Source organism: Ciceribacter lividus (assembly GCF_003337715.1).
Taxonomy (GTDB): Bacteria; Pseudomonadota; Alphaproteobacteria; order Rhizobiales; family Rhizobiaceae; genus Allorhizobium; species Allorhizobium lividum.
In genome coordinates this window covers 432,905-444,184 of sequence record NZ_QPIX01000003.1, presented here as the reverse complement: position 1 = coordinate 444,184, position 11,280 = coordinate 432,905, and the positions used below count along the sequence as shown (strand labels likewise).

General features: G+C 64.8%; 12 protein-coding genes and 1 pseudogene. 3 read left to right on the top strand and 10 right to left on the bottom strand.

Annotated features, from left to right (window positions below; genetic code table 11):
- The first annotated feature begins 21 nt into the window (after positions 1-21).
- Entirely contained in the window at positions 22-315 is a 294-nt protein-coding gene (locus DFR48_RS08355) for a hypothetical protein (protein WP_114362684.1), read from the top strand.
- A gap of 87 nt (positions 316-402) precedes the next feature.
- On the opposite strand, the pseudogene DFR48_RS08350 reads toward DFR48_RS08355, so the two are convergent.
- Positions 403-531: pseudogene (locus tag DFR48_RS08350) on the bottom strand (2-thiouracil desulfurase family protein); the annotation flags it as partial.
- A 100-nt stretch (positions 532-631) separates the two neighbouring features.
- Between DFR48_RS08350 and DFR48_RS08345 the strand changes: the two are divergent.
- Positions 632-973 (top strand): hypothetical protein, encoded by a 342-nt coding sequence (locus tag DFR48_RS08345; protein WP_114362683.1) that lies wholly within the window; start codon positions 632-634, stop codon positions 971-973.
- Between the two features lie 88 nt (positions 974-1,061).
- Here the strand turns inward: DFR48_RS08345 and DFR48_RS08340 are convergent, their stop codons facing one another.
- The 9 genes from DFR48_RS08340 to DFR48_RS08300 form a co-directional block, all read right to left on the bottom strand.
- Positions 1,062-1,556 (bottom strand): 2-thiouracil desulfurase family protein, encoded by a 495-nt coding sequence (locus DFR48_RS08340; RefSeq protein ID WP_114362722.1) that lies wholly within the window; start codon positions 1,554-1,556, stop codon positions 1,062-1,064.
- A gap of 137 nt (positions 1,557-1,693) precedes the next feature.
- Positions 1,694-3,961 (bottom strand): glycine--tRNA ligase subunit beta, encoded by a 2,268-nt coding sequence (gene glyS / locus DFR48_RS08335; RefSeq protein ID WP_114362682.1) that lies wholly within the window; start codon positions 3,959-3,961, stop codon positions 1,694-1,696.
- A gap of 113 nt (positions 3,962-4,074) precedes the next feature.
- Positions 4,075-4,371: a HigA family addiction module antitoxin gene (locus tag DFR48_RS08330; RefSeq protein ID WP_114362681.1), complete on the bottom strand. Its 297-nt coding sequence runs from the start codon at positions 4,369-4,371 to the stop codon at positions 4,075-4,077.
- A gap of 24 nt (positions 4,372-4,395) precedes the next feature.
- Entirely contained in the window at positions 4,396-4,677 is a 282-nt protein-coding gene (locus DFR48_RS08325; RefSeq protein ID WP_114362680.1) for a type II toxin-antitoxin system RelE/ParE family toxin, read from the bottom strand.
- Between the two features lie 74 nt (positions 4,678-4,751).
- Positions 4,752-6,683 carry a DUF2207 domain-containing protein gene (locus DFR48_RS08320; protein ID WP_425359239.1) on the bottom strand — a complete coding sequence of 644 codons (1,932 nt, stop codon included), beginning with the start codon at positions 6,681-6,683 and terminating at the stop codon, positions 4,752-4,754.
- Between the two features lie 6 nt (positions 6,684-6,689).
- The gene (gene aroA / locus DFR48_RS08315) at positions 6,690-7,946 is read right to left on the bottom strand and encodes a 3-phosphoshikimate 1-carboxyvinyltransferase (protein ID WP_114362679.1); all 1,257 of its coding nucleotides are present in this window, start codon (positions 7,944-7,946) and stop codon (positions 6,690-6,692) included.
- Between the two features lie 42 nt (positions 7,947-7,988).
- Entirely contained in the window at positions 7,989-8,540 is a 552-nt protein-coding gene (locus DFR48_RS08310; protein WP_114362678.1) for a LemA family protein, read from the bottom strand.
- 90 nt (positions 8,541-8,630) lie between these two features.
- On the bottom strand, positions 8,631-9,371 hold the full coding sequence (locus DFR48_RS08305; protein ID WP_170141825.1) for a DUF4328 domain-containing protein: 741 nt from the start codon (positions 9,369-9,371) through the stop codon (positions 8,631-8,633).
- Positions 9,368-10,300: a glycine--tRNA ligase subunit alpha gene (locus DFR48_RS08300; protein WP_114362719.1), complete on the bottom strand. Its 933-nt coding sequence runs from the start codon at positions 10,298-10,300 to the stop codon at positions 9,368-9,370. The genes DFR48_RS08305 and DFR48_RS08300 overlap by 4 nt, the downstream gene beginning before the upstream one ends.
- A 237-nt stretch (positions 10,301-10,537) precedes the next feature.
- Between DFR48_RS08300 and DFR48_RS08295 the strand changes: the two genes are divergently transcribed.
- Positions 10,538-11,269, top strand: a complete 732-nt coding sequence (locus DFR48_RS08295; protein WP_114362677.1) for a glycosyltransferase — start codon at positions 10,538-10,540, stop codon at positions 11,267-11,269.
- Positions 11,270-11,280 lie beyond the last annotated feature (11 nt).

Sequence of the window (11,280 nt, the reverse complement as noted above, 5' to 3'; positions counted from 1 at the left end):
TTCAACACGGAGGACTGACCAATGAAGACCTACATCGCAGTATTCGCCGCCCTTCTCGCCGCTTCCACTTCCTCGCTGCTTTCCGCGCCTGCCATGGCGAGCGAAGGTTGCTCCACCGTTGCTCAGTGCCTCGGCCATGATTCGTCGTCTGTACGGAGCGACCGTTCGAACGACGACAACGGCATGGGCCATACCGAGCGCAACGAACGCAACGAGCGCAACGGCAATGACGACAACGGCCGCGGCGAGAGCGACCACGGTGCCGGCCATGACGGCGGCAGCGACCACAACGGTGGCAGCGACAACGACGATTGATCCGGACACCCCCGGAGCTGATCAGGGCGGCGGCAACGCCGCCCTTCGCATGTCTGGCATGTCTTTGATATGGCCGCCGACGGGCGATCAAGTGCCTTCGGCGATGCGCGCCACGAGCGCCTCTATTTCGCGATCGGAAAAGACCGCGATGCCGGCCCGTCGCAGAAGTGCCGCTGTCACGCCTGCGCCATCGTGGCGCCGACCTTTCCTTCTTCCACTTTTCTTCCCCTGTCAGCTCACCGTCAGGTACCGGTCAGGCATCCGTCAGTCAGCGTTGAGTATACATGATCCCATATTCAACACGGAGGACTGACCAATGAAGACCTACATCGCAGTATTCGCCGCCCTTCTCGCCGCGTCCACTTCCTCGCTGCTTTCCGCGCCTGCCATGGCGAGCGAAGGTTGCTCCACCGTTGCTCAGTGCCTCGGCCACGATTCCTCGTCCGCACGGAGCGACCGTTCGAACGACGACAACGGCATGGGCCATACCGAACGCAACCGCGAGCGCAACGAACGCAACGAGCGCAACGGCAATGACGACAACGGCCGTGGCGAGAACGACCACGGTGCCGGCCATGACAGCGGCAACGACAGCGACCACGGTGGCGGCCATGACGGCGGCAGCGACCACAACGGTGGCAGCGACAACGACGATTGATCCGGACACCCCGGAGCTGATCAGGGCGGCGGCAACGCCGCCCTTCGTGTTTTTGCCCTGCCTGCAGCACACCGACCGCAGGACGGAACTATTCCATCCCTTCGGCGATGCGCGCCACGAGCGCCTCTATTTCGCGATCGGAAAAGACCGCGATGCCGGCTTGGCGCAAGAGCGCCGCGGTTACCCCAAGGCCCGGATGGCGAACACCGGAAAAGCTTCCGTCATAGATGAAACCCGACCCGCAGGACGGGCTGCCGTCGATCAGGAGCGCGTAGGCACAGCCATTGGCGCGGGCGAAGTCGACGGCCTTCCGTCCACCCTCGACGAACGCTTTCGTGACGTCGCGGCCGGTCTTCTCGATGACCCTTGCGCGCCCCTCGATCACGTCCTCGCCGCTCGCGCCGCCCTCGATCTCGGCCGGGGGGCGCGGCGTCGAAAGTCCGCCCGCCTGTTCCGGGCAGAAGGCGACGAGCCGGCCCTCGGCCTTCCAGCGGTCGATCGCCGGGTGGACGAGCGGCTTGCCCTTGCCGTCGTAGCGGACCGGGCGGCCGAGAAGACAGGCGCTGATGAGGATTTTCGGCACTTTCACTCCTCTTCCCCTTGCGGGCAGCCCGCCGAGAAGGCGAACGTCCTGCGTCAGACCTTCCCCCTCCCCTGAAAAATCTGGCACTTGGCCAAAGCCAAGATGCCGATTTTTTTCCTCTTCCACGAGGGGAGAGGCTAGCCCGAAATCTTCGAGAAGTCGGCGACGGTGCCGGTCGCCTCGCGGATCGCCTTCAGCAGCGCCAGGCGGTTGGCGCGGATCGCGGCATCCTCGTCGTTCACCAGCACGTCGTCGAAGAAGGTGTCGACCGGCGCGCGAAGCTTCGACAGCGCCTGCATGGCGGAGCGGAAGTCTTCCTTCGCCACCGCTTCGGCAGCTTCCGCGGTCGCGACCCTGATCGCGGCGTAGAGCGCCTTTTCCGCGTCGAGCGTCAGCAGCGCATCGGAAACCGCGTCGGCGACGACGGTGCCCTTCTTCTCTTCCGCGGCGAGAAGCTGCGTCGCCCGCTTGGTGCCGGCGAGCAGGTTGATGCCATCCTCGGAGGTGATGAAGGCCGTCAGCGCTTCCGCGCGGCGGGCGACCATCAGCAAGTCGTCGGCTTCGGGGGTGAGCACCGCATCGATGATGTCGTGGCGGGCACCCTGATCACGCAGATAGACCTTCAGGCGGTCGTGGAAGAAGGAAAGGAGGTCAGAATCTCTGGCAACACTCGAAAGCCCGATGCGAATCCCCCGCTCCAGAATGATCCGCACCACACCCAGCGCCGCACGGCGCAGCGCATAGGGGTCCTTCGAGCCGGTCGGCTTTTCGTCGATCGCCCAGAAGCCAGTCAGCGTATCCAGCTTGTCGGCGAGCGCCACCGTGATCGCCACCTTGTCGTCCGGCACGCGGTCGGAGGGCCCCTGTGGCTTGTAGTGATCCTCGATCGCTGCGGCGACGCTCTCGTGCTCGCCTTGCAGCAGCGCATATTTGCGGCCCATGACGCCCTGCAGTTCGGGGAATTCGCCGACCGCCTCGGTGCGCAGGTCGGCTTTCGCCAGCACAACGGCGCGGTCGACGAGGGCGGCATCGGCGCCGACGATCGGCGCCAGTTCCCTGGCGAGCGCCCGGATGCGGGCAACGCGCTCGCCCTGTGTGCCGAGCTTGGCGTGGAAGGTGACGTTCAGCGCATCGAGCTTGGCCATGCGCTGGTCGAGCGGCTTCTTGAGGTCGAGGCCGAATTTCGCGGCAGACGCCTTCAGCGTGTCGAGGTCCGGCAGGTCGCCCTGGTCGCGCTTCCAGAAATGCAGCGCGTCGGAAAGGCGCGCGCGCACGACCTTGCCGTTGCCGTGCATGATCTCCTTGCCGCCGTCCTTCGCCTCGATGTTGGAGACGAGGATGAAATGGTTGGAGAGCACACCCTCCCCTTGAGGGGGAGGGTCGGACCGAAGGGCCGGGGTGGGGTGATCGCTCGCGACCGACGCCGTATCACCCCCACCCGCGCGTTCCGCGCGACCTCCCCCCTCAAGGGGGAGGTGGACGCCATGCGGGCGGGTGACGAAGCACTTCTGATTGGTCTTGATCGTCAGCCGGATGATTTCCGCCGGGATCGAGAGGAAGTCTTCCTCGAAGGTACCGAGCAGCACGTGCGGGTATTCGACGAGGCCGGAGACCTCTTCCAGGAGGTCGGCATCCTCGACCAAGTCGAGGCCGTTCGCAAAGGCGAGGTTGGCGGCATCCTGCACGATGATCTGACGGCGGCGCTCGGCGTCGAGCACAACCTTCGCCTTTTCGAGGCTCGCGACGTAATCGCCGAAGCGCCGGACGGTGATCGCCTCCGGCGCGTGGAAGCGGTGGCCGTAGGTGATGTTGCTTGCCACGATGCCGTCGATCTCGAAGGGGATGACGGCAACTTCATCATTCTCGGTGCCGAAGGTGCAGACGATCGACTGCAGCGGGCGCACCCAGCGCAGGCTTTCGCTGCCCTTGCCCTCGATGCCGCCATAGGACATGCCCCTCGGCATGGATGCGGAACCCGACCGCATCGACTTCGGCCAGGGGAAATCGCGGATGATGCCCGGCATGACCGCGGCGATGATCTCTTCTGCGGGACGGCCGGGCTTCTCGATGAAAGCGACGTAGAAATCGCCCTTCTTCGGATCGCTGACCACCTGCGCCTGAGAGACATCGGAAAGGCCGGCGCCGCGCAGAAAGCCCTCGATCGCCTTTTCCGGCGCGTCGACGCGCGGCCCCTTCTTCTCCTCGCGGACATCGGCGGAGCGGCCGGTGAGCCCGCGGATGTCGAGGGCAAGGCGGCGCGGCGTCCAGTATTCGCGCGCGCCCTCGTAGGTCAGCCCCGCCTCGACCAGCGCGTCGGTCACGAGCTTCTTCAGGTCGCCCGCGGCCTTGCGCTGCATGCGGGCAGGAATTTCCTCGGAGCGGAGTTCAAGCAGAAGATCGGGCATGGAACTGACTTTTTGTTTGTTGCCTGGGTTGCCGCGGACTTAGCAAGCCCGGCGCGAAAAGTCATCCGGCAATACGGGAAATTGCGCGATGTTGCGAGGAGGTTGTCGCCCGGCTATGCGGCACTCATGACGGGGATAGCGGCGATTTCCTCCGCCTTGGCGGCTGCCTCCACCTTGAGGTCATAACTGGTCTGCAGGTTCATCCAGAATTGCGGCGAGGTGTCGAAGAAGCGGGCGAGGCGCAGGGCGGTGTCGGGCGTCAGCGCCGTCTGTTCGGCAACCAGCCGCTCGATGCGCGTGCGCGGAACGTTCAGCTTCTTCGCGAGGGCGCCGGCGCTCATGCCCAAGGGCTGAAGAAACTCGTCCCGCAAGATCTCACCCGGATGAACCGGAGGCAGTGCCACGACCATATCTCTCATCCTTTTTCGCCGGCCTCAATGATAGTCGACGATCTCGACTTTCTCCGCGTTGCCGTTCACCCAGACGAAGCAGATCCGCCATTGGTCGTTGATGCGGATCGAATGCTGCCCCTGCCGATTGCCCTTCAGCGCTTCCAGCCGATTGCCGGGAGGGCTCGCCAGATCGTGCAGGCTGACGGCGTTGTCGATCAATGTCAGCTTGACGACGGCGCGGCGCAGCAGATCGGCCGGAAACCCCTTCGGCGCCTCGCCGGCGGCGATCATCTCGGTCATCGCCGAGGCGTAGGACCTTATCATCGCATCTTCCCGAGTTTCTCATATGTATCACATCATGATACATATCGCAATATGATTCGGCGCGGGACGTCCCCTCACCACCCTCCGCCGCCGCCGCCACCGCCGCCGCCGCCGGAAAAGCCGCCGCCCGAGGAGAAGCCGGAGGACGAGCTCTTGACTGGTTGCGGGATGGTCGAGGCCATGGTGGAGGCCATCGCCGAGGAGAAGCCGCCGATGCGATCGCCGACGCCGCGCGAAAGATCGCCGTGATACCAGGCCGGCTGGTAGCTCGCCGCAGCAGCACCGGCTGCGGCCGAGGCGAGCCAGGTCTCGAAGGTGCGGGTCCATGGCTTTTCGACCCCGAGCGCGACGGCGTAGGGCAGCAGGGTTTCGAAGTGGCTCGGCGACATTACCGGCACGCCCTGCATGTTGAGCCGGTCCTTCTCGGCGAGCGTCATATAGGTGCGCAGGCCCTCGATGCCGTCCATCATCTTGCGGCCGATCGGCGTCGGCGCGCCCATCAGGAAGAAGAAGAGCACGTTGAGCAGCACGATGGCGCCGACGGCGACCACCACTTCCGTCTGGCTCGCATCGGCAAGCTCGAAGACGGCCGTCACGACGACCAGCGAGAAGATGGTGAAGGCGGCGAAACCGATCACCGTCAGCACCACGATCGAGACGATCTTTGAGAGCAGCGAGGAGCTGCGGCTGAAGCCTTTGCCGATCGCCACCCCGAAGGCGCCGAAGAACACCGAGAAGAAGGTCGGGATGAACATCAGCCCGATCGTGTCCTCCTCGAGCGTCCCGAAGACGAAGAGCGCGGCGAGTGCTGCGATGCTGAGCACCACGCCGCCGGCGAAATAGCCGGAATTGGCGCGGTAGTACTTGCCGCGATGCTCCTTCTCGATGGCGCTGCGGAACTTGCGTCCGGCGCTCTCGACCCGCTTTCCGTTCTTCTTGTCGATGGTGAACGTGCTGCCGGCCTCACCGAGTTCCGCAAGCAGGCTCGCCTGCCCGCCCGGAAGCGTCGTCGGCGCGGCCTTGCCGGTGCGCCGCACGACGATCGACTTTTCGAGGTCGTCGAGCTCGACATAGCCGTGGACGGCGAGATCGATCAGCGAGGCGGAGAGCGCCGTCCAGCCCGCGCCGGAAAAGCCCTTGTTGTCGATGTAGTTGACCAGCGCCGGCGAAATGCCCTCCGGCGGGTCCCAGCGCGGCACGATCACGCCTCCGTCCGGGTCGCGTCCGACGGCTAGCCACGAACGCAGGTAATAGGCAAAGACCAGGAAGAGCCCGCCGAAGCCGAGGATCGCGTTGATGTTGTCGCGCAGGAACCACCAGCGTGTCTGTTCGGCCGATGGCGCGGCGACGACGCCTTTCGGCAAAGCGAGGACGATGGTCAATCCCTCCTCAGGGCCGAGCGGGCGGGTCGTCTCGAACTGCAGCCCGCCGCTGCCGGGCACCGCGCGGGCGTTGCTCTCCGTCGAGCCCTGCGGGCCGGTATAGACCGCCGTCTTCGTCGGCTTCGCACCGTCCGGAAGCGAGACCGTGGCGCTCGCCTCCTCGATCGGAAACTGCCAGCCGTTGCCGGTGACGTTCCAGTAGAGCTCGTCATGATCCTCGAAATAGCGGATCTGCCGACCGGTCCTGTAGGTGAAGCGGTAGGTATATTCCCCCGGCGAGAGGAAGACGTCGGCCGAGCCGGCATAGATACGGATACCGCCGGAAATGGTCTCGGTATGGTTCGCCTCGGGCTCGCCGTCGCGTTCGACCGAAAGGAGCTCGAAGTCGACCTTCGTTCGGCGGCCGGCGTCATCGACGGCATAGAGCGGGAAGTCGCGGAAGATGCCGCGCCGGATCTCGTTGCCCTCGGCATTGACGGTGATCGTTTCCGTCACCGTCAGCGTCGCGTCGGCCGCGACCTCGATATCGGCATGGTAGGAGCGGATGACCTCTTCGGCCGCAGCTCCCCTCACGAGGGCCAGCGAGAGGAACATCGTGAAGAGGAGGCCGAAGAGCGTTTTCACGGTCGATTATCCCGCCTTGTATTCGACGCCGAGCGAGGCCAGCGCATCCCAGTAATCGGGATAGGTCTTGGCGACGCAGCCGGGGTCGAGAATGGTGATGCCGGAAATCTTCAGCCCGGCGAGCGCAAAACTCATGGCGATGCGGTGGTCGGCGAAGGTGTCGATCGCCGCCGGCAGGTTCTGGCCCGCAAGCGCCGGATCGGCGAAGACCAGAAGGTCGTCGCCCTCCTCCGTCGCGAGCCCGGGGCGGATATTGTTCAGGCCCGTCGACAGCGCCCGCACCCGGTCACATTCCTTGACGCGGAGGTTGGCGATGCCGGTGAAGCGCACCGGCTTGTCGTTGAAGGCCGCGAGCACCGCGATCGTCGGGATCGCATCCTGCATCTGCGACCCGTCGATCACCGCCGGCATGGACGGGAAGGCGGCGATCACGTCGTGAGCCTTGGCATCCGGCTGGGTGAATGCGCCGGCCGGCGTGCCGATGTCGATTGTCCCACCCGTCAGTACTTCCGCCGCCCAGAGATAGGTGGCGGCCGACGCGTCGGGCTCGATGTGGAAGTCGGTCGCCGTATAGCCGGTCGGCTCGATCCGCCAGGAGGCGGGCGTCGGCTGCTCGACGCGTGCACCGAAGGCGCGCATGGCGGCAAGCGTCAGGTCGATATAGCCGCGCGCGCCGATATCGGCACCGGCCAAGGCGATCTCGAAGGGGGCATCGGCGCAGGCCGCGGCCATCAGCAGCGCAGAGACATACTGGCTCGACAGGCCGGCATCGATCACCACGCGGTTCTCCGCGAAGGCGCCGGTGGCATCGATGGTGACCGGCGGGCAGCCGGTCGGGGCATCGATCGCGACGCCGAGCGAACGGAGTGCATCGACAAGCGGCTTGATCGGACGCTTGCGCATGTGCTCGTCGCCGTCGACCACATAGCGCCCGCGGCCGAGCGCCAGCGCAGCCGTCAGGAAGCGTGTTGCGGTGCCGGCATTGCCGAGGAAGAGCGGCGCGTCCGGCGGCGTCAGCTCGCCGGAACTCGTGACGACGAAGGTCGTCGCATCGGGCTCCTCGACGGTCACGCCCATCGCCCGCAGCGCTTCGGCCATATAGCGGGTGTCGTCGCTCTTCAGCGCGCCGGTGAGACGGCTCGTCCCCTTCGCCAGTCCGGCAAGCAGCAGTGCACGATTGGTGATCGATTTCGAGCCCGGAGGGCTCACCCGTCCGGTGAGCGGATGGCCGGGCGGAATGATGGTCAGTCTGTCTGTGGTCATACGTCTTGTCTCGGTCGCGTTCCGTTTACGGGAACGCTCAACTTAGAACTTCACCGTCGGAACGGCGCGGTCAGCCTCGTTGGCAATCTCGAAATAGGGCTTCTTGGCAAAGCCGAACTGGCCGGCCACCAGATTGGAAGGGAAGCTCTCCACCTTGACGTTCAGGTCGCGCGCGGCACCGTTGTAGTAGCGGCGCGACATCTGGATCTCGCCTTCGATGGTTTCGAGCGAACGCTGCAGTTCCAGGAAGTTCTGGTTGGCCTTGAGGTCCGGATAGGCTTCCGCGAGCGCGATCACGCGACCGAGCGCCTGGCCGAGCAGGCCTTCGGCGACCGCACGCCCCTCGACGTCACCGGCGGGCACGGCCTGCGCCTTGTTGCGCAGCGCGACGACTTCCTCGAGCGTCGACTTCTCATGGCCGGCATAGCCCTTGACCGTCTCGATGAGGTTCGGGATGAGGTCGGCACGACGCTTCAGTTGCACGTCGATGCCGGACCAGGCCTCCTCGGCCATCTGCCGGGACTTGACGAGGCCGTTGTAGATGAAAACCACGTAAAGAACGAGGGCGGCAAGTATCGCGAGAATAGTAAACATCTTCCATGCTCCGGCGAAGGCGAACAATGCCGGACCTTATGCGTCCCGGCGCGGAAAGTCACCAGCCATTCTAGGGCCTTGCGACCGGTGTCATCGAGAATCTGCGCGATCCCCGTCCGGCCGACCCCATGCCCGTTCGCGGCTGGAAAGATCGGCAAGGGCGATCTCCTGCCCGGGGCGGATCGCCCGCAGGAAGCCGTCGCAGGCAAGCAGCAGCAGGAGCTTGCCGGCGCCTCCGGCGGCGGCGAGATGCAAGGCCGTCCGTGCGCTCGCCATATCGATCGGCGCGGACCCGGAGATATCGAAACTGGCGGCATCCAACCCGAACGAGACCAGCGCAAGCGTGACGATCAAGGCGGGAATCCACGGAAACGCGTCCGTCGACCGTCCCTCTTCCCGCGCAAAGACGTTACCGAGGTCGCTCATCGTATAGACCGGCATCCAGAGGCTGACGATCGGCACCAGAAAGCCGGCGACCGCCACCCACGGCGCGTAGCGCACGCTGCCAGGCGAAATACGCTCGGCAAGGACGGCGGAAAGCCAGATCAGCCGGAGCCAGACGATCAGCAGCACGGCGCCCAGCAGGATCACCGTGATGTCCCACCAGATCTCGATCTGAAACCAGGCCTGTACGGCTGGGCTGTCGATGCCCGCGGTGACCCGCGAGCCGGTGCGTTCGACCACGTAGCTCGCAAACGCAAGGTAGAGATAGGAGACGACCTTGACGGCGATCAGCACGCCGGTGGCGAGGGCAAGCCACTCCCAGAGGCGGCGCGCCCGGTTGAGCCGCCGGGCAAAGGCAGGAGCCGGAAGGGACCGGCTCGTCGTCACGCGGCCTTGCCGAGATTGGCCCCGCCGGCATCTGTCAGCAGGAAGGCTTCGCCGCAGGCCTTCGCGAGGGTGCGCACCCTGAGGATGTAGCTCTGGCGCTCGGTCACCGAGATCACGCCGCGGGCATCCAGCAGGTTGAAGACGTGGCTCGCCTTGATGCACTGGTCGTAGGCAGGAAAGACGCATTTGTGCAGGCGCTGGTTGTCGCTCTCGCCCGGCGCGCCGGCGGCGAGAAGCGCCTGGCATTCCTTTTCCGCGTCTTCGAAATGGCGGTGCAGCATTTCGGTGTTGGCGTATTCGAAATTGTGCCTCGAATACTCCTGCTCGGCCTGCAGGAAGACGTCGCCGTAGGAGATCTTCTCCTCGCCTTCACGTCCGTTGAAGTTGAGATCATAGACGTTGTCGACGCCCTGCACATACATGGCGAGGCGCTCGAGGCCGTAGGTGAGTTCGCCGGCGACCGGCGAGCACTCGATGCCGCAGACCTGCTGGAAATAGGTGAACTGCGAGACTTCCATGCCGTCGCACCAGCACTCCCAGCCGAGACCCCAGGCACCGAGGGTGGGGCTTTCCCAGTCGTCCTCGACGAAGCGGATGTCGTGCAGCAGCGGATCGAGCCCGATCGCCTTCAGGGAGCCGAGATAGAGCTCCTGCAGGTTGGACGGGTTCGGCTTCAGGATCACCTGGTACTGGTAGTAGTGCTGCAGGCGGTTCGGGTTTTCGCCGTAGCGGCCGTCGGAGGGGCGGCGAGAAGGCTGGACATAGGCCGCCTTCCACGGCTTCGGACCGAGCGCGCGGAGCGTCGTCGCCGGATGGAAGGTGCCGGCGCCGACTTCCATGTCATACGGCTGCAGAACGGCACAGCCCTTGTCGGCCCAGTAGTTATGCAGCGTCAGGATGAGCGCCTGGAACGAGCGCTTGGGGTCCATGTGGGGCGCGAGGCTTGCTTGAGACATGACGGGGCCGGCCTTCTGATCGGAGAACTGGCGGTGAGGTGCCACAAGCCTTCCCATCGGTCAAGCACGACACGGCAGAAGGCCCGTCAGCCTCCACCTTCATCACAGGCTGCCGGGCATGGCGCAGGAGTGCGTTCGATGCGGCTATTGACTTCGATCAAAGCCGATGAGCGCCGACGCATTAATGAGAGATATCCGGAGGTTCCTGTCATGATCAATGTCTTTATCGGTTACGATCCGCGCGAGGCGATCGCCTATCATGTCTGCGCCAACAGCATGATCCGCCATTCCAGCGAGGTCATTTCATTTACGCCGCTGGCACTCAACAATCTCAAGACCTACACCGAAACCCACAGCGACGGCTCCAATCAGTTCATCTACAGCCGTTTCCTGCTGCCGCATCTGATGAACTACGCGGGCTGGGCCCTGTTCGTGGACGGCGACATGCTGGTGCGCGACGATCTCGCAAAGCTCTGGGCATTGCGTGACGAGTCCAAGGCGGTCATGTGTGTCCATCACGACTACAAGACCAAGGCGACGACCAAATATCTCGGCTCGGCAAACGCCGACTATCCGCGCAAGAACTGGTCGAGCGTCGTCCTCTGGAACTGCGGCCATCCGGCCAACAAGGTCGTCACGCCGGACTTCGTGATGAATGCGACCGGCGCGCAACTGCATCGCTTTACCTGGCTTTCCGACGACCTTATCGGCGAGATCCCGAAGGTCTGGAACTGGCTACCCGACGAATTCGGGCCCAACCCCGAGGCAAAGCTCCTGCACTGGACGCTAGGGACGCCCTGCTTCCACGAATACGCAACCGCGCCGATGGCCGGCGAGTGGCACCGCGAGAAGCTGCTTGTCGACTACAGCCTGCAGCGCGTCGTCAACGGCCCCTTCGAGGATGAGATCGCAACGCCCTACAAGAAGGACGCGGCGCAATAGACACGTGCCGG

Coding starts and splice junctions, on each gene's coding strand:
- DFR48_RS08355 (WP_114362684.1), top strand. CDS start 22: ATGAAGACCTACATCGCAGTATTCGCCGCCCTTCTCGCCGCTTCCACT.
- DFR48_RS08345 (WP_114362683.1), top strand. CDS start 632: ATGAAGACCTACATCGCAGTATTCGCCGCCCTTCTCGCCGCGTCCACT.
- glyS (WP_114362682.1), bottom strand. CDS start 3,961: ATGCCCGATCTTCTGCTTGAACTCCGCTCCGAGGAAATTCCTGCCCGC.
- DFR48_RS08330 (WP_114362681.1), bottom strand. CDS start 4,371: ATGGTCGTGGCACTGCCTCCGGTTCATCCGGGTGAGATCTTGCGGGAC.
- DFR48_RS08325 (WP_114362680.1), bottom strand. CDS start 4,677: ATGATAAGGTCCTACGCCTCGGCGATGACCGAGATGATCGCCGCCGGC.
- aroA (WP_114362679.1), bottom strand. CDS start 7,946: ATGACCACAGACAGACTGACCATCATTCCGCCCGGCCATCCGCTCACC.
- DFR48_RS08310 (WP_114362678.1), bottom strand. CDS start 8,540: ATGTTTACTATTCTCGCGATACTTGCCGCCCTCGTTCTTTACGTGGTT.
- DFR48_RS08300 (WP_114362719.1), bottom strand. CDS start 10,300: ATGGACCCCAAGCGCTCGTTCCAGGCGCTCATCCTGACGCTGCATAAC.
- DFR48_RS08295 (WP_114362677.1), top strand. CDS start 10,538: ATGATCAATGTCTTTATCGGTTACGATCCGCGCGAGGCGATCGCCTAT.